Origin of the sequence: Cardinium endosymbiont of Culicoides punctatus (assembly GCF_004354815.1) — a bacterium.
In the GTDB taxonomy this organism is placed as follows: Bacteria; Bacteroidota; Bacteroidia; order Cytophagales; family Amoebophilaceae; genus Cardinium.
On the sequence record NZ_QWJI01000009.1, the window covers coordinates 1 to 23,355 of the forward strand.

24 protein-coding genes are annotated in these 23,355 nt (G+C 34.6%); 14 read left to right on the forward strand and 10 right to left on the reverse strand.

Annotation, left to right across the window (positions count from 1 at the left end; genetic code table 11):
- The 4 genes from CCPUN_RS04700 to CCPUN_RS04825 all read left to right on the forward strand — a co-directional run.
- On the forward strand, positions 1-312 hold a 312-nt coding region (locus tag CCPUN_RS04700), incomplete at its 5' end, for a hypothetical protein (RefSeq protein WP_165941907.1).
- Between the two features lie 192 nt (positions 313-504).
- Positions 505-1,542 (forward strand): AAA family ATPase, encoded by a 1,038-nt coding sequence (locus CCPUN_RS02120; protein WP_133281937.1) that lies wholly within the window; start codon positions 505-507, stop codon positions 1,540-1,542.
- Positions 1,543-1,585: 43 nt separating this feature from the next.
- Positions 1,586-1,873, forward strand: a complete 288-nt coding sequence (locus CCPUN_RS02125) for a hypothetical protein (protein ID WP_133281938.1) — start codon at positions 1,586-1,588, stop codon at positions 1,871-1,873.
- Positions 1,852-2,205 (forward strand): PD-(D/E)XK nuclease domain-containing protein, encoded by a 354-nt coding sequence (locus CCPUN_RS04825; protein WP_255414883.1) that lies wholly within the window; start codon positions 1,852-1,854, stop codon positions 2,203-2,205. The genes CCPUN_RS02125 and CCPUN_RS04825 overlap by 22 nt, the downstream gene beginning before the upstream one ends.
- A gap of 130 nt (positions 2,206-2,335) precedes the next feature.
- Here the strand turns inward: CCPUN_RS04825 and CCPUN_RS02135 are convergent, their stop codons facing one another.
- Entirely contained in the window at positions 2,336-3,301 is a 966-nt protein-coding gene (locus tag CCPUN_RS02135; RefSeq protein WP_133281940.1) for an L-threonylcarbamoyladenylate synthase, read from the reverse strand.
- A 258-nt stretch (positions 3,302-3,559) separates the two neighbouring features.
- Between CCPUN_RS02135 and CCPUN_RS04705 the strand changes: the two genes are divergently transcribed.
- The 9 genes from CCPUN_RS04705 to obgE all read left to right on the forward strand — a co-directional run bounded on the left by CCPUN_RS04705 (position 3,560) and on the right by obgE (position 11,766).
- Positions 3,560-3,724: a hypothetical protein gene (locus tag CCPUN_RS04705; RefSeq protein ID WP_165941909.1), complete on the forward strand. Its 165-nt coding sequence runs from the start codon at positions 3,560-3,562 to the stop codon at positions 3,722-3,724.
- Between the two features lie 120 nt (positions 3,725-3,844).
- Positions 3,845-4,315 carry a transcription elongation factor GreA gene (gene greA, locus CCPUN_RS02140; protein WP_133281941.1) on the forward strand — a complete coding sequence of 157 codons (471 nt, stop codon included), beginning with the start codon at positions 3,845-3,847 and terminating at the stop codon, positions 4,313-4,315.
- A 94-nt stretch (positions 4,316-4,409) separates the two neighbouring features.
- Entirely contained in the window at positions 4,410-4,754 is a 345-nt protein-coding gene (locus tag CCPUN_RS02145; protein ID WP_133281942.1) for a 4Fe-4S binding protein, read from the forward strand.
- 36 nt (positions 4,755-4,790) lie between these two features.
- Complete coding sequence (locus CCPUN_RS02150; protein ID WP_133281943.1) at positions 4,791-5,069, forward strand: DUF3276 family protein; 279 nt, start codon at positions 4,791-4,793, stop codon at positions 5,067-5,069.
- 112 nt (positions 5,070-5,181) lie between these two features.
- On the forward strand, positions 5,182-6,279 hold the full coding sequence (gene ychF / locus CCPUN_RS02155; protein ID WP_133281944.1) for a redox-regulated ATPase YchF: 1,098 nt from the start codon (positions 5,182-5,184) through the stop codon (positions 6,277-6,279).
- Positions 6,280-6,482: 203 nt separating this feature from the next.
- Entirely contained in the window at positions 6,483-7,607 is a 1,125-nt protein-coding gene (rlmN, locus tag CCPUN_RS02160; RefSeq protein ID WP_133281945.1) for a dual-specificity RNA methyltransferase RlmN, read from the forward strand.
- A gap of 582 nt (positions 7,608-8,189) precedes the next feature.
- Positions 8,190-9,467, forward strand: coding sequence for a malic enzyme-like NAD(P)-binding protein (locus CCPUN_RS02165; RefSeq protein WP_133281946.1), 1,278 nt, complete (start codon positions 8,190-8,192; stop codon positions 9,465-9,467).
- A 478-nt stretch (positions 9,468-9,945) separates the two neighbouring features.
- Entirely contained in the window at positions 9,946-10,521 is a 576-nt protein-coding gene (locus tag CCPUN_RS02170) for an adenylate kinase (RefSeq protein WP_133281947.1), read from the forward strand.
- Between the two features lie 240 nt (positions 10,522-10,761).
- The gene (gene obgE, locus CCPUN_RS02175) at positions 10,762-11,766 is read left to right on the forward strand and encodes a GTPase ObgE (RefSeq protein ID WP_133281948.1); all 1,005 of its coding nucleotides are present in this window, start codon (positions 10,762-10,764) and stop codon (positions 11,764-11,766) included.
- Here obgE and atpG read toward each other — a convergent pair.
- The 6 genes from atpG to atpB all read right to left on the reverse strand — a co-directional run bounded on the left by atpG (position 11,763) and on the right by atpB (position 16,864).
- Positions 11,763-12,656 (reverse strand): ATP synthase F1 subunit gamma, encoded by an 894-nt coding sequence (atpG, locus tag CCPUN_RS02180; protein WP_133281949.1) that lies wholly within the window; start codon positions 12,654-12,656, stop codon positions 11,763-11,765. The genes obgE and atpG overlap by 4 nt on opposite strands.
- Before the next feature lie 72 nt (positions 12,657-12,728).
- On the reverse strand, positions 12,729-14,312 hold the full coding sequence (atpA, locus tag CCPUN_RS02185) for a F0F1 ATP synthase subunit alpha (RefSeq protein ID WP_133281950.1): 1,584 nt from the start codon (positions 14,310-14,312) through the stop codon (positions 12,729-12,731).
- A gap of 85 nt (positions 14,313-14,397) precedes the next feature.
- On the reverse strand, positions 14,398-14,943 hold the full coding sequence (gene atpH / locus CCPUN_RS02190) for an ATP synthase F1 subunit delta (RefSeq protein WP_133281951.1): 546 nt from the start codon (positions 14,941-14,943) through the stop codon (positions 14,398-14,400).
- Between the two features lie 19 nt (positions 14,944-14,962).
- On the reverse strand, positions 14,963-15,460 hold the full coding sequence (gene atpF / locus CCPUN_RS02195; RefSeq protein ID WP_133281952.1) for a F0F1 ATP synthase subunit B: 498 nt from the start codon (positions 15,458-15,460) through the stop codon (positions 14,963-14,965).
- Between the two features lie 60 nt (positions 15,461-15,520).
- Complete coding sequence (atpE, locus tag CCPUN_RS02200; RefSeq protein WP_133281953.1) at positions 15,521-15,763, reverse strand: ATP synthase F0 subunit C; 243 nt, start codon at positions 15,761-15,763, stop codon at positions 15,521-15,523.
- A 75-nt stretch (positions 15,764-15,838) separates the two neighbouring features.
- On the reverse strand, positions 15,839-16,864 hold the full coding sequence (atpB, locus tag CCPUN_RS02205) for a F0F1 ATP synthase subunit A (RefSeq protein ID WP_133281954.1): 1,026 nt from the start codon (positions 16,862-16,864) through the stop codon (positions 15,839-15,841).
- Between the two features lie 575 nt (positions 16,865-17,439).
- Between atpB and CCPUN_RS02210 the strand changes: the two genes are divergently transcribed.
- Entirely contained in the window at positions 17,440-18,723 is a 1,284-nt protein-coding gene (locus tag CCPUN_RS02210) for a hypothetical protein (RefSeq protein ID WP_133281955.1), read from the forward strand.
- An 11-nt stretch (positions 18,724-18,734) separates the two neighbouring features.
- On the opposite strand, the gene CCPUN_RS02215 is transcribed toward CCPUN_RS02210, so the two are convergent.
- The 3 genes from CCPUN_RS02215 to CCPUN_RS02225 form a co-directional block, all read right to left on the reverse strand.
- Positions 18,735-19,565, reverse strand: coding sequence for a hypothetical protein (locus CCPUN_RS02215; protein WP_133281956.1), 831 nt, complete (start codon positions 19,563-19,565; stop codon positions 18,735-18,737).
- A 99-nt stretch (positions 19,566-19,664) separates the two neighbouring features.
- The gene (locus CCPUN_RS02220; RefSeq protein WP_133281957.1) at positions 19,665-20,486 is read right to left on the reverse strand and encodes a hypothetical protein; all 822 of its coding nucleotides are present in this window, start codon (positions 20,484-20,486) and stop codon (positions 19,665-19,667) included.
- 127 nt (positions 20,487-20,613) lie between these two features.
- Positions 20,614-22,974 carry a ribonucleoside-diphosphate reductase subunit alpha gene (locus CCPUN_RS02225; RefSeq protein ID WP_133281958.1) on the reverse strand — a complete coding sequence of 787 codons (2,361 nt, stop codon included), beginning with the start codon at positions 22,972-22,974 and terminating at the stop codon, positions 20,614-20,616.
- Between the last annotated feature and the right edge of the window lie 381 nt (positions 22,975-23,355).

The window sequence follows — 23,355 nt, forward strand, 5'->3', positions numbered from 1 at the left end:
AATCAGAGTGCTGAAATGGCCATTGCACAGATAGAACACAAAAACTATTCTGGTAAATATTTTAGAAAAAAGAAGATAGTACATATAGGCTTGAATTGTATTTTTAATAGAGAGGACATCAATCATCGCAATATCAATGAATGTATTATTGAAGTAAAACGACAAGATAGCAATAACAATCTTACTAAGGATCCTAAAAAGAAATTTGTATTTAAAGATGAAAAATTTGTAGAAGAAGCAATAAACGTAGAAGTATTAGAAAAGCAAAAAACAGAATTACAAATGAAAAAAAGAATTAGAAGCAACGCTTAATACATCTTAATAATGTCATTTTCTTATATTGTGAAAATATTTCTGTATAGTTGCGTAGTTTTAGCTAAAAATATACAGCCTGATCTGTCTTAGAGAGCAATGATAGTGTGCTTTGTTGTCATCTTCGTTTATTTACTGCCTACATAGCTCATTAAGGCATATCGAGCGATTAAAAATAATTTTTAAGTAAAGATGATTGTTAAAAAAAATAAAATAATTTATACGATGGTATTATGTCTTATACTATCTTTATTTTCATGTAAGGCAAATAAGTATGGTATGGAACAAGAAAATAAAAGAGTAAGAGAGGTAGAAATAGGTTCTGATAGTAAAAGGCAGAGATTAACATACACAGGAGTTTTACCTATTGGTAAATCTAGCATTGAAGCTGTAATTAGGTCAGGATATTATGTAGATAAAACATACCATGCTGAAAAATTATTTAAAGAAGAAGCTACTGTATTTCTCTCTCGTCCCCGTAGATTTGGCAAATCCTTATTTGTTAGCACATTAGAAGCAATAGCTAAAGGAAATAAAGAGCTATTTCAAGATTGCTACATCTATAACTCTGGTTATGATTGGAAGAAATATCCTGTTATTAGGGTGGACTTTGGAGGAAAAGGTAATATGACACCTGATAATCTTCTATTATACTTAGAAGATAAACTAAAGGATGTTGCTTCAGATTATAAATTGACTGTAACAGGTGATACATTTCAATCAAGATTGGAAAACCTTGTTAAAAATATGACAGATCTAAATGGTTATGCTAATAAAATAGTCGTCCTAGTAGACGAATACGATGCTCCATTTATTAACCAATCAGATCCCGTTATAAAAGAAAGTAATCGTTTGATTGTACGGGATTTTCTAACTGAGATTAAAATCCTTGCTGATAATAATAAAATTAAATTAGAATTTGTCACAGGTGTTAGTGCTTATTCTTTTAAAGAATGTAAATCTGGACCGAATAATCTAAATGATATTACTTTAGATAAAAATTATGCAACTATAGCTGGTTATAAAGAAGAAGATTTATTACAGGAAGGTTCTGTTTACAGTAAAAAAATAGATGAGTTAGCAGAAGAAAGAAATATAAGTAGGGATATACTAATTGGTGAAATACGTGCTATGTACAATGGTTATAAATTTCATCCTGAAGACAAGACGATATCTGTATATAATCCATTGTCAACATTAATGTTTTTAAGTCGTAATGAATTAGAATAACTATTGGATTAATACAGGAACGCCTACATTTTTAGTGAATAAAATGAATAAGTTAAATGCTGATATAAACTTTTCTACTCAGCCTATTGAAGTTGTAAAATCTAAATTAATAGAACACAATGAGGATAATTTAACTATAGAAGGTGCTATGTTTCAAGCAGGCTATCTAACTATAAAGGGATATAAAAATAAAATAGAACCAGGAAGATTTATTAGACCTAATGAGCCAATATTATTAAAATTTCCTAATGATGAAGTTGAAGATTCTTTTTATGATTTTTTAGTACCAGAATTTAAGAAAAAATCGAAATCAGAAAAGGAGCGGAACTAAATCCACTTAGTGAACATGCTACTAGTGAAGGTAGGATAGATATTGTTATTGACTCATTAAGTGATATTACCTATATATTTGAATTAAAACATGACCAAAATTCTAATACTGCTTTAGGTCAAATAGAAGGTAATAATTATAGAGAAAAGTTTCTTTATAAAGAAAAAAATATAGTCTTTATAGGACTTAATTTCTCTAGCAAAATGCGTAATGTTGAACAAAAATTTGATTTTGCCATCTACGATGAAGATGGCAATAAAACTACTAAAGATGCTATTCTTGGTAACCGTCAGCATGTACATGGTAGAGAAGTTAACAGACAAAGAGGATAACAAACCTTATACACAATCTTTGCAAAAGCCTCAAAGATTGTGTAATTCGCAGAGTAGTCAATACTTTATGCTTTTGTATTTATAATCATTTTTTTCTGGTTTTTTTTAGTCCATTATAAAAATTTTAGGTTTATTTATGTTGTGCCCGTTGCAATCGATCATTCATAGCCATTCCAATTCCATGGTTAGGGAAATAGGCTGCTAAAATAATATCAATAGGTAGTTCATCAAGAAAACGTAACCCTCCAAAAAAATTTCTAGCAGCTTCTTTTAGACACCCTTGAGGAGATAAAATCACTTGATTTTTTTGAGGAATACCATCATATTGTTTTGTAAAAGATAAGATTCCTATATGATTTGCTATAACCGAATAATTTTGAATTAATTCAGACACATTACCAATGATTAACTTTTTTTTGGGAGAATAATGAACTAAAAGGGAACCAGGAGTGCAAGCATGATTAGACAGATGCTGTAAAGCTGTTTCAACAGGACCAACAACTTTTTCTAACATGGCAATATCTATACCACCTAGTCGAAGTACTGTGGGTATCTTTTCTGCAAAAGAGACAATTGTAGATTCAATACCTACCCTACACGCACCTCCATCTAAAATATAGTCTAACTTATTCCCAAGTTGAGCAGCTACGTGTTGGGGTGTAATAGGGCTAATATAGCCAAATGGATTTGCACTGGGAGCAGCAAGTGGAAATGGAAGTTGTTTAAGTAAATCTAAAGCAATATCATGACACGGAACACGAACGCCTACATAGGGGGAACCTGCCGTTACCAAATCTGGAATTATGGGTTTCTTAGGCAAAAGAAGCGTGAGCGGACCAGGCCAAAATGCTTTAGCAAGCAGCAAAGCAGCATCTGGGATATCTTCTGTGAATGTTCTAACATTGTTTAAATCATAGGTGTGCACAATTAAAGGATTAAATAAAGGCCGTGCTTTAATATCAAAAATCTTTAATACGGCATCCATATTATACGCATTGGCAGCCAATCCATATACTGTTTCAGTGGGAATAGCTATTACTTTCCCAGCTAAAAGAAGTTGTGCTGCCCGTGCTGTATTTGTATCAGTAATGGCCACTATTTCGTTAATCTTTATTATACTTAGTAGACTTCATTATTGGATTCAAAATACAAAAAAAAGTATTTTTATTTCATTTTTATAGATTTATCAATAATTTTTTACATCAGAAGTATGGGAATACAAACAAAATTTTCTATATTAGTCGGGTTTTCTAACTGAGAAAAACATAAAGTTAGGATGAGTGGATTAAAGAGAAAAGTATCATACTTCCAAAGTATGTATACATACTAAAAAAAACACATAAAAATAATGTATATGAAAGGTAATATAAAACCAGTTATGCAATTTGCAGCTGTATCACTAGCCCTACTGTCTGTAGGAATGCATACCGGTATTGTAGTTATGCCTATATTTGCTGGGTATAAGTTTGGAATGATATTGATCGCTTTCTTGCTTCTGTTTACCTCTATGCTTTTTTAATTAAATTAGGGAAGTAATTAAGAGCGTAACATGTCTGAACTAGATTATTTGCATTAGGTGCTCGTAAAAATATTTTTGTAAGATAATACAATTTTTAAGAACCATAAAACACAAAATGTAATGACTTATTACACAGAAGAGGGGCTCGAGCTTCTTAAGCAGGAACTAAGTTGGCTAAAAAGTGAGGGGCGTATAAAAGTAGCTAACGACCTTTCGGAAGCCAGAGAAAAGGGAGATTTAAGTGAAAATGCAGAATATGATGCTGCTAGAGATGCACAAGGTTTATTAGAAGCAAAAATTGCATCCTTGGAACAACTTATTGCAAATGCTAGGGTATTAGACGAACGTGAAATAGATCTGTCTAGAATTTCTATTCTTTGTAAAACACGTGTGAAAAACAAAAAAACAGGTGTAGAGTCTGTCTTTATGCTCGTTTCTCAAGAAGAAGCAGATTTAAAAAAAGGAAAAATATCAGTAAATTCTCCTATGGGTAAAGGATTATTAGGTAAAAAAGTAGGTGAATTTGCGTTAATAGACACTCCTTCTGGTCTTATTGAACTAGAAATATTAGAAATTGGATTAAGTCTTTAATATTTTTTGCACAGTGCAAAGTACAGAAAGACTTGCTGTAATCTTTTATTTCTGTTAAATTAAATAACCTAAGTAAAACATAATTTTACCAACTATGGCTTTAAGAATAACGGATGCATGTATTAATTGTGGGGCATGTGAGGTCGAGTGTCCAAATACTGCAATATATGAGGGTGGCATGGAATGGCAATGGTCAAAGGGTACACAGTTGAAGACAGTAGAATTAAATGGAGAAAGCTTTGATGCTACCATGCCACAGGCTCCTTATGCAAGCGATATATTTTACATTGCTAAAGAAAAATGTACTGAATGTGTAGGGTTTCATGAAGAACCTCAATGTGCAGCAGTTTGTCCAGTAGATTGCTGTGTATTAGATTTAGATTATCCGGAAGACAGGGAAAAACTACTGGAAAAGAAGATTTTTTTGCATGGGGAATAAAATTCCCAAAACCATAACACTTAAATTTTATTATCAGTGGAAGTACAAAAAGGGAAAGAAGAAGTTTACTCCAAAAGAGTAAATGCAGGAAAAAGGGTTTATTTCTTTGACATAAAAGAAACAAAAGATAAGGAATATTATCTTACCATTACAGAAAGTAAAAAACGGACAGAAGAAAAAGGAATTTCTTATGAAAAACATAAAATCTTTTTGTATAAAGAAGATATAAGCAAATTTACCCATGCGCTTAATGACGTTTTTCATTACTTTAAAGATTCATTAATGCCTGATTATGAATTTGATAAAACAGAATAGAAAATAAATATAATAGGCCTTGTTATGATTACATTGTGTATAACCATACACGGGTTCTTTACAAGGTTTTTATAAAAACAAACAATTAGAAATTTATGTACATGTTTGTTATATGGCTTTAAAATGTGGAATTGTTGGCTTACCTAATGTGGGTAAATCTATGTTATTTAATGCCTTATCAAATGGTAGTGCTGCTTCTGCGAACTTTCCATTTTGTACTATAGAACCTAATTTAGGTGTAGTAGCTGTACCGGATGAACGCATGAGCGTGCTTGCCACATTAGCTAATTCTAAGCATATCATACCTACATCTATAGAATTTGTAGATATAGCTGGACTAGTACAAGGTGCACATAGTGGAGAGGGGTTAGGCAATAAATTTCTTGGTCACATCCGAGAGGTAGATGCTATTGTTCATGTAATCAGATGTTTTAAAGATGATAATGTGGTACATGTAGCAGGTAGTATAGATCCTGCTTTTGATAAGCAAATTATTGACCATGAATTACGTTGCAAAGATATAGACTCACTTACTAAAAGGCTATCCAAGGTAGAAAAACTTGCGAAAACTGGATCAAAGCCACATCAACAAGAATATGAACTACTAAATCACTTGCTGAAAACATTAGAACAGGATGGTGATATACGTAACATTCAATTAAAACCAACCGAGCAAGAAATGGTTCAATCTTGGCAATTGTTAACTTCAAAACCAGTCATATACTTTGCTAATGTTGATGAAGCTACACTACTTGGTAAGTCAAATGCGTATTTATCATCTCTAAAAAAAGCTATTGCTGAAGAAAATGCTGAAATAGTTATCGGTTGTGCAGCATTAGAGGTTCAGTTTAATGCTTTAGACGGTGATGAAAAACAATTCTTTTTAGAAGAATATAAACTTACAGAATCAGGATTAGATAAGCTCATTCGGTCGGCTTATGAGCTGCTTCGACTCATTACCTATTTTACGGTAGGTCCACAGGAGGTGCGTGCATGGACCATTGAAAAAGGCACTAAGGCTCCAGAGGCAGCAGGCGTTATACATAGTGACTTCCAACGTGGCTTTATTAAAGCAGAAGTAATTTCTTTTCAAGACTATAAAACATTTAAAAATGAAAATGCCTGCCGAGAAGCCGGAAAATTGCGGATCGAAGGTAAGGATTACATGGTACAGGATGGAGATGTGATGCTTTTTCGCTTTAATGTATAGCGTAGCGCTCTAAATAAATGAAAATGCTAAAACTTATTTACTCCTGACCAAAATAGGCAATAACAACATTGCAATGACCTAATGGACTTCAATCATATCGCTTCAAACGGAAAGACTTATGTAACACAATAAGCATTAAAAAATTACACTAAAGCTACTAAAAGTTTTTCAACCGTTTATACAACAATTCGATAACAAACAACATGTCAGATCTCTCAACGCCAAACTGCCCAAAACAATCTATTTATAATATAACGTTAAAAGACCTTTCTGATTGGTTAATAGAACAAGGTGAAAAATCTTTTCGTGCTACACAGATTTGGAATTGGTTATATGTTAAGCGTGTGGATACCTTTAGTGAGATGAGCGACTTGAGCATATCTACTCGATGGTTATTGGACAAACATTTCTCCCTAACCACTATGGTAGAAGACACCCTTCAACGTTCAAAAGATGGGACTATAAAGTGCTTACTTAAATTATCTGATGGAAATCTAATTGAAACAGTTTTGATGAAGCATGCATATGGACTATCCATTTGTGTTACTACACAAGTTGGTTGTAATATTGGTTGTACCTTCTGTGCCAGTGGACTTTTAACAAAAAGCAGAGATTTAACAGCCGGAGAGATCGTAGAACAGGTCCGTTACATGCAAAAAAAGTTAGACTTAGAAGCTGACAAGAAAAGAGTCAGTCATATTGTAGTGATGGGTATTGGAGAGCCTTTTGACAATTACGATAATGTTTTACGTTTTATACGAATTGTAAATCATCCTCAAGGACTCGCCATTGGTGCACGGCATATTACTGTTTCTACAAGTGGATTAGACCGTAAAATTAGAGCTTTTGCACATGAGGGACTACAGGTAAATCTAGCACTCTCCTTACATGCAGCCAACAATGAGTTGCGTACACGTATCATGAAGCTGAACAAGGCTATTCCAATAGAAAAATTAATGGAAGCAGTTGACTATTATTTAGATCAAACCAATAGAAGAATAACATTTGAATACATCTTACTTAAAGATGTAAATGATTTAGAATCATCTGCCTTTGACCTAGCTAATCTAATCTTAGCTAGAAATCGTCTTCATTTAATTCATGTAAATCTTATTCCTTATAATCCTGTGCATGAGTTCGATCATTACAAACGAAGTGAGTCAAAAGCAATCCATCGTTTTGTTTCTATTTTACGTGCGCAAGGTATTAATGCAGTCGTACGTGGTGAACATGGCACTGATATTGATGCCGCTTGTGGACAGTTACGCAGCAAGCAATTAAAAGCCAGAGCTGCTATTCGTCCTATTGCTATTGGTATAAATTCTTAAAAATCGTAACTTAGCTCCCGCTAATGCCATACTTACATACCTAATCCAAGTACAAATAAGGCATCTAACCCACATTCCGCACCAAAAAATGCAAATCTTACAATTATTTTATAATTGATTACTAATAATTTTTATAATTGTATAGTAATATACTTTCATAGCCAAAGTAAAACTTTGTACAGAGTATAAGTTTTAGAAACTACTAATTAGTAATAATTTTTTGCTTTACTATTGTATGGTAACTTTTTATTTAGTATAATGAGGAAGCAAACCTAATCATTCATTATGAAATGAGTGTTTCATTAAACAATATATTCTACAAAATGTTGTTTTTGAAGTAATATTAAATAGTTTTGATGTTATCAATTGATCTTAATTTAATTAATAAGAATCTAAAAAAAGGTGCGGAATGTGGGATCTAAGATAAGTAGGAATAACCTACAACATTGCATAACAATATGTAAAAATAAATGGAACAGTACCAAAAGCAATATCTGCTTAAGATTGTTTGGTTGATCTGATATTGATTTTTAATACAGGTTAATGTTGTAGTGTTTGACGAATAAATAAAATTATAAAATTATGTCTAAAATAAATGTTAGTAAAGAAGAAATTTTACAGTATCATGCAGCATTTCCTGCAGGTAAAATAGGTACATGTGTTACGAAACCTTTGAGTACTCCTCGTGATGTTGTTATGGCTTATACACCTGGTGTAGGTACTGTTTGTGAAGAAATAATGGCTGTTAGTGAGCAGGTGTATAAATATACAGGGAAGTCCAACCTTGTTGGTGTAATTTCAAATGGTACAGCTGTATTAGGTTATGGCCATATTGGACCATTGGCAGCTAAGCCAGTTATGGAAGCAAAGGCAATGATCTTAAAACGCTTTGCTGGAGTAGATGCCTTTGACATTGAAATAGATGCTACTACTCCAGAAGATGTCATTAAGGTAGTTAAAGCTATTGCGCCTACTTTTGGCGCACTGAACTTGGAAGACATTAAAGCTCCTGAATGTTTTCAAATTGAGCAAGAACTTATTGCACAATTGGATATACCTGTAATGCATGACGATCAGCATGCTACTGCTATTGTAGCTAGTGCTGCGTTACTGAATGCGCTATTGATTGCTAATAAAGACCTTGCAAAGGTACGTATTACTTTTAGTGGGGCAGGTGCAGGTGCTATAGCTACAGCAAAGCTTTTGATTGCCTTAGGTGCCAATCCATCACACATTATCATGTGTGATAGAAAAGGGGTGATTCGTGCTGATAGAGCAGAGTTAGATCCACTCAAAGCTCCTTTTGCTACTGATCATTCAGTACATACTTTACATGATGCTGTAGTAGATGCAGATGTATTTATAGGCCTCTCTTCTGGAAATGTGTTAATGCCAGAAAGTGTGTCTAAAATGGCTAATAATCCTATTGTTTTTGGTTTAGCAAATCCTTTTCCGGAAATCGCCTATCAAACGGTTATGGACGTTAGAAAAGATGTTATCTTTGCTACAGGACGTGGGGACTATCCCAACCAAGCAAATAACCTTATTGCTTTTCCTTATATTTTTAGAGGCGCCCTAGATGTACATGCCTCTACAATTAATGGAGCCATGCAACAGGCTGCTGTACAAGCTATCCAAGCCCTTGCACAAGAAGATATTCCTGTTTTAGTACGTAAATACTATGGTGAAACCATGAGTTTTGGGAAAGAGTATATATTACCTAAGCCAATGGATCCACGGTTGCTGTCTACTGTTTCTACAGCAGTTGCACAAGCAGCTATAGCCTCTGGAGTAGCCAAAAAGTCTATTTCTGATTGGGATGCATATCGACAAGAATTAGTCCGAAGAGTAGGACATTAAAATTAAATAATAGTAACTCCCCAGGTACCCTATATTTCTGTATAAAACAGATGTTTTTTTATGACTGATATATAATGAAATACAAAATTATCGATAAAATTTTTGGTGGCACATTTGTTGATATGTCAAAGTTGATAAAAATATTTTTATTTAACCATCAATAATTTTTATAAAAGCAAAAAAAGGTACCTGGAGAGTTACATATAATATACATAGATCTAATACGCTGTAAACGTACTAATTAGGAATATAATGAAATATCCTAAGCCTTATATAAACCATTTAAACGTAAAAATTTCTTTGAACAACAATTCAAATACAAAAAATTAACAATACAGATCAATATATGTGCTTATTTTGAATAAAAGTAGTCATTTTGGCGTAAAAAAAGAATTTTCAGTCATAATTAGATGAATGAACTCAGGTTTATGTTATTATATTTGCTATTAAAATAATCTATTTTATAATATATATATCTATGTTTAATATAATTCTATTAGGCCCTCCAGGTTCAGGAAAAGGGACACAAGCGGAACTATTGGTTAAGAACCATAACTTTTTTACCATTAGTCTAGGTGAAATATTTCGTAAGCACATTGAAGAAAATTGTACCAATAAAACATTCATTCAAAAATATATAGATAATGGAGAATTAGTACCAGATAACCTATCTTTTGCCTTACTAGAGCAATTTATACAAAATACACCTAAAGGGAAGCCAATATTATTTGATGGATTTCCAAGGACTATGAGCCAAGCTATATTCTTAAACGAAATGCTCAACAAGTATCATACTAAGATAGGCTGTGTGATTCTTTTAGATGTGGCGTACGAAACATTATTACAGCGTTTAAAAGAACGTGCAATTATTCAGGGTAGAGCTGATGATCAAGATGATCAAAAAATTAAAACACGTATGCATATATATGCGGAACAAACGTTACCTATTGTAAGGTACTACCAAGAACAACACCTCTTATACAGAGTAGATGGTACACTAAGTACAGATCAGGTAACAAAATCTATAGAGTTTTTTTTTGATAGACTGTTATAGTATTCAGCATATTCCTCAGCTATAAACAGAGGGGTCATTCAAGAGTGGATTTTAAATCGAATATTTTCGTTTAGTAAATTTTAGATAAACAACCGTTTAAACTGTTGTAAATGATGGTTTAAGCGGTTATCTTGCTTGAAGAGGAGGGAATCTTATACATCTCATAAAGGATAATGTCAGTAATTTTAACGGTTACATATGCATATGTATACATAAACAACTTCAAACCATTTTAGTTATATGTCTTCACCTAACTTTATTGATCATGTTAGACTTTACCTTCGTGCTGGAAAAGGTGGCGCTGGACTGATTCATTTTATGCGTGCCAAGTTTGTACCCAAAGGGGGGCCAGATGGTGGAGATGGTGGCCGGGGCGGTAATATTATTTTACGGGGTGATAAACAGCGTTCCACATTACTTCATCTTAGGTACCGAAAATGTATTGCTGCTACAGATGGACAACCTGGTGGAGATGCTCGAAAAACAGGGGCAAGTGGAAGCGACATTATCTTGGACGTACCATTAGGAACTGTAGCCAAAAATGCAGATAGTGGTGAGGTTTTAATGGAAGTACTGGAACATAAAAAAAAATATATCCTAATGCAAGGAGGTAAAGGAGGATGGGGCAATGCGCACTTTACAACCCCTACACATCAAGCTCCTCGTATTGCTTATCCAGGAGAGCCTGGTAGCCAAAATTGGATCGTATTAGAATTAAAGCTATTGGCAGATGTAGGCCTTGTTGGGTTACCTAATGCTGGGAAATCTACACTATTATCAGTTGTATCAGCAGCTAAACCACGGATTGACAGTTATCCATTTACAACACTCACACCTAATCTTGGTGTAGTCTCTTATAAAGAGGATCACTCTTTTGTAATGGCAGATATTCCAGGCATTATAGAGGGTGCAGCCTCTGGAAAAGGACTGGGTACGCGTTTTCTACGACATATAGAACGCAACGCAGTTTTAGTGTTTATGATTAGCTCAGAATCTGATAACATTAGTACCATCTATGGTATGTTACTGAAAGAATTGGAGGAACATAACCCCCTGTTATTAGAAAAACCAAGAATACTAGCTATTTCTAAAATAGATTTACTAGATAAAGAAACACGAGCATCCTTTTTAAAAACGCTACCTAAAGGAATACCGCATATTTGCATTTCTTCTAGCACGAGTGAAGGTATTGGACACCTAAAAGATGGTATCTGGCAATTGCTTACTTATAATGATCATCTTTAAGTTTCTGTTAATGCCTCTGCACCACCTGTAATTTCTGCTATAGCACTTGTTATCAATGACTGCCTTGTTCTATTATAGCTAATACGTAATTCTTTTAGCAATTTTTCTGCATTATCAGTTGCTTTACTCATAGTAGCAACCCTAGCTGCATGTTCGCTTGCAGTGGATTCTATGAGCATACCCATGATCTGATTTTTGAGAAGCTCACCTATTAGTTTTTCTATAAGTAATGGTTGAGAGGGCTCATAAATATATCTATTCTGTTGTATTTGCCTGGTGGTGCTTTGCATGCTATCAAAATTAAAGGGGAGGTATGGGGCTATGATTACCTCTTGCTTTGCAACATTCTTAAAAGAAGTATATGCCAATAGGATATGATTATAATAGTCTTTTTGAAAGGCTTCCATACAGTATGCAATAAGTTCCTTAGCATTGAAATCCTCTTTTGTTAAAAGGTCAACATAATCATTGATAATAGTCAAATTGCTTTTTTTAAAAAATTGATATGCTTTTGCCCCAATAGTTAGTACTTCTACTTTTGCAGCTTGTTTTTGTTGTAACACTTGAATTTGTTGATAAGTTGCTTTAAGTACATGTTTGTTAAATGCCCCACACAATCCACAATTAGAAGCAACAACTATAAATAAAAAACTTTTAGGTAAGTCTTTGTTTTTTTTTTGCAACAATGGATAAGATAAATTTGTTGCATCCATGCCTTCTAGTGCAGTATATAAAATGTTTGTACATCCTGCTGCATATTCTTTGAATGGCAACAAAATTTTCTGAATTTTATGCAATTTGGAAGCAGATACCATTTTCATAGCTTTAGTAATTTGCTGGGTATAAGCTATGAGATTAATTCGGTCTACTACTTCTTTAAGATGTGCCATACTAAGAATTTAGTTATTGTACCTTGCAGCTGAAGTTATGTAATAAACAGTAAACTTTAGCTTTTGTTTTCATTAATTTTGTGCATATTTTGTTAAAAGACCCTTTGTTGCCTTTATAAGCACATTGAGGATATCGTTATCCCATTTACCATCTGCAATACTAGCCAATGTAGCAGCATGGTGTAAACGTAATAGCTCTAAATACTGTTTTTCAAATGTTTTTATCAATTCTAATGGAACAGGATCTAAATATCCACTCATAGCCATACATAGAATGGCAACCTGTTCTTCAGCTGCCATAGGTGTATGTAAATTTTGTTTGAGTAATTCTTGGTTTTTCCGACCTCTGTCAATAGCTCTTTTAGTAGATGGTTCTAAATCGGAACTAAATTTTGCAAAAGTTTCAAGTTCTGCAAATTGTGCCTGGTCTAGTTTTAGCGTGCTCGCCACTTTTTTCATGCCTTTAATTTGTGCAGCACTACCAATTCTAGATACGGAGATTCCAACATTAATAGCTGGCTTAATTCCAGAATTAAATAAATTCATTTCCAAAAATATTTGCCCATCTGTAATCGAAATAACATTGGTTGGAATATATGCAGACACGTCACCCATTTGGGTTTCTATAATAGGCAGGGCTGTAAGTGAACCACCTCCCTTAACCATTCCTTTTAAGGAGTCTGGAATATCATTCATAGAACTAGCCATTTTGTCATTATGTACAATGCTTGCTGCACGTTCCAACAGACGGGCATGTAAATAAAATACATCACCAGGGAAAGCTTCTCGTCCGGGTGGTCTACGTAATAACAAGGATAATTCTCTATATGCTACAGCTTGTTTAGAGAGGTCATCATAAATAATTAATGCATCTCGACCCGTATCTCTAAAAAACTCACCAATAGCTGCACCCGCAAAAGGAGCAAAAGACTGCATAGTTGCAGAAGTTGCAGAAGTTGCGGCAATAATGGTAGTGTAGCTCATAGCACCATGATGTATTAATGTGTCTACAATATTTGCTACAGAAGATGCTTTTTGCCCAATTGCTACATAAATGCAGTATACAGGCTTCCCTTTATCGAATAATTTTTTCTGATTTATAATTGTATCTAATGCAATAGATGTTTTTCCAGATTGCCTATCCCCAATAATAAGTTCACGTTGCCCCTTACCTATAGGAATCATTGCATCAATTGCTTTTAGTCCTGTTTGCAATGGTGTATTTACAGGTTGACGATAGATTACGCCTGGAGCATTTCGTTCTAGCGGCATCTCGAAACATGGTCCAAGTATTGGACCATTGCCATCTATTGGTTCTCCTAGTGTATTGAGCACACGTCCAAGTAGGCCGTCACCTACTTGGATAGAGGCTACACGTTTAGTTCTCGTAACAGTATCGCCTTCTTTAATGGAGCTTGCATCGTCCAAAATAACAGCACCCACCATGGTTTCTTCCAAGTTTAATGCTAGGCCTTTCTGGCCATTTTCGAAAACGAGTAATTCACCTGCCTGTACGTTGAATAGTCCGTGTATACGTACTACACCATCACCTGACTGTATAACAGTGCCTGTTTCCTCTAACTCAGCTTCTGTTTTAAAGCTAGATAGTTGTGCATTTAATATCGCAGTAACTGCATCTGTATTTATCTGAGCCATTTATATTTTCTCCATTGTTTTGAAAGTGGAATCATATTCATTTTTTCTTTTCCAATACATTTTGTCTAAACAAACCATAGTGCTTTCAACCAATAAAATGATTTTGTATGGTATGGAGGTGATGCTTTATGCTTTTATCTATTCTAGCGTCTCCAATTTCAAGAATATATCCTCCAATAATAGAGGGATCTATTTGTTGTTCTAATATTACTTGGTTGCAGGCAACAAAGTGTTTGATCTCTTCTACGAACCGTTCTATAAAATTATTTGGTAGAGCAACTGCTGTTGTCAATCTAGCAGATTGAATACCAATATGTTTGTGATATAGTGCCCAACTATATATCAATATCTCTTTTAAAGAACCTATTTGCCTTTGTTCTATAATGATTTCTACAAATCTCCACAGTAGAGAACCTACTGCTTCCTTACAAAGTATTTCTAATAATTTGTATTTATTAGATCTAGGTATAGTAGGATTGTTTAGTACACAATCCAATGTAGGATTTTTTTTAAACTGATCCTGAAGAAAAAGAATTCCATCTTTCATTTCTTCAAGTAGCTCATTTTTTACCGCATGTTTCAACAGGATACTGGCATATCGTGTAATCCTTTTATTGTTGTTATGGGCCATAAACGTTTATCCTATTGCTTTAAGAAGATTGACTTTTGCTTACTGTTAACCGTTCTATGAGCTCTAACTGAGACTCATTTCGACTTAACTCTTTGATTAATAGTTTTTCAGCCATTTGAATAGCAAGCATGCCCATGTTTTTTTTAATCGATTCAAGGGCACGTTTTTCTTCTTTAGAAATTTCAACCCTAGTTTCTGCCAACAGATGTTCTTTCAGTTTTAGGGCTTCTTGGTTTGTTTGATGCATAATGTGTTTTTTTTCCACCAGTGCTTCACCAATAATACGTTCACGTTCTAAATTAGCTTCTTCTAACAACTTATCTTTATCAGATACTACCTGTTTTATTAATGCTTCAGATAATGCAATCTGTCCTATTGCATGTGCTATGGCGTCTTCCCGCTGCTTTAATATCTCTAAAATAGGTTTCCAGGCATACTTTGATAATACTAAAAGCACAGCAAAGAAAGTTATGGTTTGCCAAAATATAATACCTAAACCAGGTGTTATCAGATCCATAATAGCAATAATTTATATTAGGCCTAAAAATGTTATCTTTTAACCTAAAGAGATTTTATATTACTTTGTTACTGCCAACAAACAAACTAAAACGCCAAAGAGTGCTACGCCTTCAATGAGTGCACAGGCTATAATCATACCTGTTTGAATTTTTGAACTTGCTTCTGGCTGTCTGCTCATTGCTTCCATAGCAGCATTTCCTATCTTACCAATTCCAATTCCTGCGCCTAAGGCGATAATTCCTGCACCAATACTCGCACCAGCACATACGAACCCTAAACTTGCATCTAATAGAGCCAACATAGAAATTTTATAATTTATTAAATGGTTAAAAATAAAACGTACACAAACACAAAAAAATAACTTAAGTAACCATAATTAATGATGTCCTTCTTCTACAGCCTGACCAAAATAAATGGCAGAAAGTAGTGTAAATACATAGGCCTGTAAGATAGCCACCAGTAGTTTTAATAAAAACATAAAAGTGCCAAAAGGCACACTAACCACAACACCCACCAACATACTTTTCATGCTAAAAACCATACCTATGATGCTTAGCAGGATGATATGGCCAGCTGTAATATTTGCAAATAGCCTAATCATAAGTGAAAAAAACTTTGTAAAAATACCCAAGATCTCTACTGGAATCATAATGGGAAGCAACCATTTTGGGACTCCTGATGGCTTAAATATATGGGACCAATATTGTTTATTACCATTGAAAATAGTGATAAAGGTAGTAAAAGCCGCTAATACTAAGGTAACAGAAATACTGCCAGTTACATTAGCACCACCAGGTAAAAGCCCCAGGAGGTTATTAATCCATATAAATGAGAAAATAGTTAAGAGATAAGGTAAAAACCTTGCATAATGTTTTTTGCCTATATTTGGAATAGCTATTTCATCTTTTATAAGGGATATGTATAAATCTATAAAGGACAAGTATCTTTTTGGGGCAATTAGAGGTTCCTTTTTGAATCTTTTTGCAGCCAATAATAATCCTACTACAAGTAGTAGTACGCTCAAAAACATTGCAGCTACATTTTTAGTAATCGACAGATCATAAACAGATCTTGTTGGATCTAAACATTGAATTTTTTCATTTAATAAGAGGTAATCCTGAAAGGATACTGAATGATGATGTGCATCAAAAAAACGAGCAGAAGAAAAACATTCAAGACCCCTATCTGTAGAAAAAAGGATAACAGGCAATGGCAATACGATATGATGGCCTGATACAGTTGCAAAATGCCAACTATGTGCATCTGTTACATGTTCCATTACAAAATCGTCCTGATGGTTTGTGGCAGATTGTGCATGTACTGGTATATACAAGAACACACCTAATAAAATTAGGATGAAAAAATAAAAAATTTTTTTTAAATACCTTTCTCCTTCTTCCATGAGTGCTTAATGGTGACAAAGTAACCTCATCCTTTCAATAATAAATTGTATAGTTAAGACTAGATCCTATGATGCTAGGCTAGCTTCCTATCCACTCTATCCACTAATGTACGTAGTTGTAAGTAATTATTCAAAACATTGTATATAATACCAATGGTATTATTATGTTTTTTATAACATTTATTCAGAATTACAGCAAAAAAATAGATGATATAAATCGACTAAAAAAACATTTGTATCGCATGTTTGTCTCTTGTACGGTACTGTGAATGCCTATGTGGAAACTTAGGAGCCTTAATACTTGTTGTGGTTTTAAAAAAAGATCCATTAACTTGTCAAAGTTGCTTCTATCTTATAATGGAATAAAAATACTATTAAGATAGAGGTGATAAAAAGTTGTTGAAAATCAGGCATTAGCATGTGTAGACACATTACTTGGATTATATATTTTATCCCACACACACAACGAGCAATGGATAGGTATAATCTATAATCCAATACTCAGGAACACTACAACCGCTTAGGCTGCATTCTCAACAAAAGTGTATTTTTTAACCATTTAAACAGTTTTTATAATGAAATTTTTATCAAATATATTGATTTTAGCTGCTTTTTTGACAAGTGGATGCCATCATGCATCTAAAGAATTAAGGGCAATAGATGAACAATCAGTGGTTCCATACGATGGTCCGCCGCAGGAGGGAAGAAATAGTGAGAAAATTCCAAAACCTATTACTCAAGCTGCTACAAAGCAACTGATTCATAACACCGCACCAGGAGAGGTATTATGTGTATGGGTTACACCTGATGGATTTAAAGATCTAGGCCTAGATTTTAATCAATTTGTAACCGTATTGCAGGAAGGTCATCAAGAACAGATTTGTTTTATTATGCAAGAAGCATTACGAGAGTTAGCTCCTATTATACATCAATATGTCCAAATGCATCCTACGACAGTTCGTGCCATAGAAGTAGCAGATCCTTATGATTTTGCTGAATTGACATCCAAGACAAACGTAGGTGCAGGAGGGGGGATTAAAACTGGCTATACAAAAAATCATATAGGGGGGTATACAGCCTTCCGGAACACCATACGCGTTTCTAGCAATTGGGAAACGTTAGATATTTCTAAAATTGAAGCTGCTTTTAGTCAGATCCCTGCTCAAGTTGAAGGTTGGTCTTGTGGTCCTAACTCTGGTGCTAGGGCTTTGATACTTGCAGGTCAACCTCTAAATAGTGAGACTTTAGCACCATGGAATGACCCAAGTGGATTTGCCTTTTTTTTACAAAATTGTCCTAAAGCTACTGAGATAGCTGGAGAAAGAGCTGATGTTACTCGTGGAATTGGGATTGGAGGTTTGATAGGTGGAATACTCCTAACCACTATTTGCCCTCCTGTTGGTATTCCTTTATTAGTAGGAGGGGGAATAACAGCAGGAGCTGGTGTTGCTACACGTGCTATAACAGATCATAATACTACTGGGCCTACCCCTTATTATCTATCTGAATATATTGATCGCCATTTATCGGATGGGTATAAGGATACTAAGGTCTGTAGCTACGACCATTTTAAAGATTGTGCAGCAGTTATGGAGCAAGATATGGTAGAATACAAAGATCCTGTGATTGTCTTTTTTCTATATGAACCAACATTATGGCACTATGCAAATGTAATTGGATGTGAGAGAGATGGGCAGTCTGTTTCTAAATTTATGATCTTAAATACTGATCAAAATTTTTATTGGCTTAGTTATGAGAATATGAAATATTTGATGCGTAATGACTATCGTTTCAATACATTTTTTGCATGCAAGGGAGATATAAGAAAGTATACCATAATCCGTTTTTACAAAAAGTAAATTAGATCTATTTATGTGTTGGTCAACGACTTGGTACTTCTAGAGGAAGTACCAAGTCGTTTTTTCTGACTTAAGGCAGGGATAATCCATCTATTCAAATCATAGCTGGCTGTAAAAAGGTGACCTGTCATACCAGAAGTTGCCATAGTTGGAATCATATAGTGAAAGGAAAAGCCCATGTCCATTTCGTATCCTATGCCAAAAAAATATAAGCCCAAATGCCACCAGCTAGCAAAAATAGTTTGTACAGGTATATGGCTATACTTACTTCCTCTTCTTTTCCATTGAGTATGAAAAGTATCATAGGCTTCTTTATAAGCTGGTGTCCAGTATCCTTTTTTATCCTTCTCATCAAGCGCAGCATAAGCAGCTGATTGCATAAATTCACCCTCAGGATCTAATGCTTTGGCCGTAAGCATAAAAGAGATATCACATCCAAATAACCAACAAAATCGCCTCCGTTTACCTATGTAAAATTTTCCGATAATAGGTATATGGATACTTTTGACATATAGTGGTATGCTGGGCTCATCACAGCACCTAAATGGTGCCTGGGGATGGATGGCTTGTCTTCGAGCACCAATATGTATGGAACGAAAAAGGAGCCCAATTTCCCAACCAGTACTACTATATAATAGTGCATCCCATTTTCTTTTTGAGACAGAGGCTACAAATAACCCTATGGACTGACCTTCACCTATAGAAAAAGTGCTCCAAAAAAATCCATGATATTCAAACTTAGGGCCAAATTTTAGATAACCTTCTGTGGAAGTAGATGTTGCTGTGGCTGTAATCTGCCACATAAAGCTATGAATTAACAATAGAAATATAAACTTGCGCATAACATTATCGATTTAAGTATACATTAGTGTATGTTAAACATAATTGTAACATATTTAAAGTCTGCTTATGCATGTACAAGTCGAACATGCATATTTCTTTTATAGATCGCTTTGTCCTAATATGGGTATAGTATTGGTGTTTTCCTTAGGGTTACCACATTTTTTTTCATCCTTTATAGCAGGAATTAGGAATTTATTTACATCATAGCCAATGGTAAAGATAAAACCTAGCGTTCTGAATGTTTCTGTAGCCATAATGTTAAAATGAAAATCCAATCCCATCTCCATTTCATATCCTATACCGGCACCGATGCCAAAATGCCACCGCCTGCCAAAAATAGTTTGCACAGGTATATGCGTATAGGTATAATCTGTTCGATAACCTGGTGGTATTTTTTTTATTTTGTTATTTGTATCAAGCGCAATATTATTGAACGATTTCGTAAATAATATGCCACCAGGATCTGATATCTTGGCTGTCAATATATAAGAAATATCAAACCCAAATAACCAACAAAACCGTCTTCGTTGACCAACATACATTTTTTCTGTTATGGGTATATGGATGCTCTTGACATATAGAGGTGTTTTTCGGTCAATATCATATTCAAGTAGTCTCTTTGGGTCAATTTCATGCCCTTCGGCATTAATACATGTTGCATGAAAAAAACATCCAACTTCCCAGCCATCATTTGGGCGTGAGTCATTGGTTTGTGAAACATGGGATAGAAATAGACCTACTGGCCAGCCAGAGCTATAGGGAGCCTTTATCCAATGGAGACCCACTTCCCAGAATCCATGATATCCAATCTTAGGACCAAATTTTAGATAACCTTCCGTGGGAGTGGGAGTGGATGTTGCTGTGGCTGGGATCTGCCACGTCAGGCTATGAACCAACAATAGAAATATAAACTTCCGCATAACATACTCGTTTGAGTACAAATTACGGTGTATTTATAGTAAACACAATAGTGAGGTATTTCAAGAAATGTTATTTATATTACTTGGGATTGGCATAGTCGAACGGAATAGGTGATCCATGTATCAACTATCCACTACACATCAAGCATTCTTGTTCTATTTCTACATCAGGGCTTGCCTCTTGGATAGGGGAGACTCGATCTTCCTGTACCGTAAGTGTTTTTTTCTGTATAGTGAATTTAATCGCATCTGCAGCTGCCTTAGTGCGCAAATAATACATACCTGTTTTGAGTCCTTTTTTCCAACCATAAAAGTGCATAGAGGTTAGTTTACCCATGGTAGCATCTTGCATATGGAGATTGAGACTTTGGCTTTGACAGATGTAGGGTGCTCGGTCTGCAGCCATATCAATAATGGATTTCTGAGGAATCTCCCAAACAGTTCTATACAGATTTTTAATGTATTGCGGAATAGCTTCAATATGTTGGATAGACCCATTACCAATCATAATGGCTTCTTTCATTTGTTCATTCCACAAACCGAGTCGAATCAAGTCTTCTAATAAATATTTGTTTACAATAATAAATTCACCAGAAAGGACTCGTCTGGTATAAATATTAGAAGTATAGGGTTCAAAGCATTCGTTGTTGCCCAATATTTGGGATGTAGAGGCTGTGGGCATGGGTGCCACCAAGAGAGAATTTCTTACTCCATATTGGAGGACTTCTTTACGCAACATATCCCAATTCCACCTACCAGAAGAAGGCGTTACGCCCCACATATCAAATTGGAAAATACCTTGAGCAATGGGTGATCCAGGATAGCTTTCATAAACGCCTTCTTTTTGTGCCAAGTCTTTAGAAGCCGTTACGGCTGCAAAGTAAATGGTTTCAAAAATTTCTTTATTTAGTTTTCGTGCCTCAGCGCTATCAAAGACCAGTTTCATTTTAAGAAATGCATCTGCTAAGCCCTGTACGCCAATGCCAATAGGTCTATGTTTTAAATTAGAGTAGGATGCTTCTGCCACAGGGTAATAGTTTCTGTCAATAACCTTATTAAGGTTTTTGGTGACTACATAAGCTACCTGATACAGTTTGGTATGGTCAAAAGACCTGTCTGCTGTTACAAACATGGGTAGAGAAATAGAGGCAAGGTTACACACCGCAACCTCGTCTGGAGCAGTATATTCTATGATTTCGGTGCAGAGGTTGCTGGATTTTATAACACCTAGATTTTTTTGATTGGATTTTGCATTTGCAGCGTCTTTATAGAGCATATAAGGTGTGCCTGTTTCTATTTGGGAATCTAGGATAGCAAACCAAAGCTCTTGTGCTTTTATAGATTTTCGTGCTTTCCCTTCTCTTTCATACTGTTTGTATTTTTGTTCAAATGCTGTTCCATAACAATCTGATAGACCTGGGGCTTCATTGGGACAAAAAAGCGACCAAGTTTCATTTTCTTCCACACGTTGCATAAACAAATCTGGAATCCAAAGTCCATAAAAAAGATCTCTTGCCCTTCGTTCTTCTTTACCATGGTTTTTTTTAAGATCTAAAAAATCAAAAATATCTGCATGCCATGGCTCCATATAGATAGCAAAACTTCCTTTACGTCTTCCTCCTCCTTGGTCTACATACCTAGCTGTCATATCAAAATTCCGTAACATAGGTACAATACCATTAGAGACACCATTGGTTCCCCGAATATAAGAACCTGTTGCCCGTATATTATGGATACTTAACCCAATGCCCCCTGCAGATTGTGATATCTTTGCACATTGTGTGAGCGTATTGTAAATACCTTGAATGCTATCGTCTTGCATCATTAATAAGAAACAAGAAGAAAGTTGAGGCTTCGGTGTGCCTGCATTAAAAAGCGTAGGCGTTGCATGTGTAAACCACTTTTCAGACATAAAATTATATGTATCGAGCACAGCATCTAGGTTATCACCATGAATACCTACAGCTACACGCATCAACATATATTGCGGACGTTCTACTATTTTCCCATTTATTTTCAACAAGTAAGATCGTTCCAGTGTTTTAAATCCAAAATAATCATATGAGAAATCGCGTTCATGAACAATGGCGTTGTCTAAATACGCTGCATGTTCAGCTATCACTTTATATACATCCTTGGCTATAATAGAAGCATTTTCTCCAGTTATAGGATTGACATAGGTATAGAGCCTTTTTATAGTACTGGAAAAGGATTTACTGGTTTCTTTATGCAGATTAGAAACCGCTATTCGTGCAGCTATGATAGCGTAATCTGGGTGATATACCGTCATAGCTGCTGCAGTTTCTGCAGCTAAATTATCTATTTCTGAAGTAGTTACACGATCGTGAATGCCGTCAATGATTTTTTTAACCATGGCAATCGTATCGATATAATCCATATTTAGCCCATAGCAAAGTTTTTCTATGCGCAGGGTTATTTTATCGAATTTGACTGACTCTAAGCGGCCATCTCGTTTTACAACTACCATTTATTTGCTTATAATATGAATTTATTAACAATGATAATAAGATCATTATATCTAACTATTCCCTTGTTGACCTCTTGTCCGAACTACTACAAAATTAATCAAATTTCATTCCATCCCCTAGCTATGCATTTTCTTTTCAAGAGCTATAACATATGGAATGTGCAATATTATAATAAAATATATACGGTATTATATCAGAATTTCAATGATAAAATTATTTTAATTAAGAGAGATTAAAAACGTTTTTTATAAAGATCCTTTGAGGAAATAACTTTAATTTTTTTAACTTCAGCAGGACTTTCGCAATTTTAGCTAAAAACTACATTTTTTGTTGATTATACAAATTATTAAACATAACCGTATCTAAAAAAGCAAGCATTA

Coding starts and splice junctions, on each gene's coding strand:
- CCPUN_RS02120 (WP_133281937.1), top strand. CDS start 505: ATGATTGTTAAAAAAAATAAAATAATTTATACGATGGTATTATGTCTT.
- CCPUN_RS02125 (WP_133281938.1), top strand. CDS start 1,586: ATGAATAAGTTAAATGCTGATATAAACTTTTCTACTCAGCCTATTGAA.
- CCPUN_RS04705 (WP_165941909.1), top strand. CDS start 3,560: ATGAAAGGTAATATAAAACCAGTTATGCAATTTGCAGCTGTATCACTA.
- greA (WP_133281941.1), top strand. CDS start 3,845: ATGACTTATTACACAGAAGAGGGGCTCGAGCTTCTTAAGCAGGAACTA.
- CCPUN_RS02145 (WP_133281942.1), top strand. CDS start 4,410: ATGGCTTTAAGAATAACGGATGCATGTATTAATTGTGGGGCATGTGAG.
- ychF (WP_133281944.1), top strand. CDS start 5,182: ATGGCTTTAAAATGTGGAATTGTTGGCTTACCTAATGTGGGTAAATCT.
- rlmN (WP_133281945.1), top strand. CDS start 6,483: ATGTCAGATCTCTCAACGCCAAACTGCCCAAAACAATCTATTTATAAT.
- CCPUN_RS02165 (WP_133281946.1), top strand. CDS start 8,190: ATGTCTAAAATAAATGTTAGTAAAGAAGAAATTTTACAGTATCATGCA.
- CCPUN_RS02170 (WP_133281947.1), top strand. CDS start 9,946: ATGTTTAATATAATTCTATTAGGCCCTCCAGGTTCAGGAAAAGGGACA.
- obgE (WP_133281948.1), top strand. CDS start 10,762: ATGTCTTCACCTAACTTTATTGATCATGTTAGACTTTACCTTCGTGCT.
- atpG (WP_133281949.1), bottom strand. CDS start 12,656: ATGGCACATCTTAAAGAAGTAGTAGACCGAATTAATCTCATAGCTTAT.
- atpA (WP_133281950.1), bottom strand. CDS start 14,312: ATGGCTCAGATAAATACAGATGCAGTTACTGCGATATTAAATGCACAA.
- atpH (WP_133281951.1), bottom strand. CDS start 14,943: ATGGCCCATAACAACAATAAAAGGATTACACGATATGCCAGTATCCTG.
- atpF (WP_133281952.1), bottom strand. CDS start 15,460: ATGGATCTGATAACACCTGGTTTAGGTATTATATTTTGGCAAACCATA.
- atpE (WP_133281953.1), bottom strand. CDS start 15,763: ATGTTGGCTCTATTAGATGCAAGTTTAGGGTTCGTATGTGCTGGTGCG.
- atpB (WP_133281954.1), bottom strand. CDS start 16,864: ATGGAAGAAGGAGAAAGGTATTTAAAAAAAATTTTTTATTTTTTCATC.
- CCPUN_RS02210 (WP_133281955.1), top strand. CDS start 17,440: ATGAAATTTTTATCAAATATATTGATTTTAGCTGCTTTTTTGACAAGT.
- CCPUN_RS02215 (WP_133281956.1), bottom strand. CDS start 19,565: ATGCGCAAGTTTATATTTCTATTGTTAATTCATAGCTTTATGTGGCAG.
- CCPUN_RS02220 (WP_133281957.1), bottom strand. CDS start 20,486: ATGCGGAAGTTTATATTTCTATTGTTGGTTCATAGCCTGACGTGGCAG.
- CCPUN_RS02225 (WP_133281958.1), bottom strand. CDS start 22,974: ATGGTAGTTGTAAAACGAGATGGCCGCTTAGAGTCAGTCAAATTCGAT.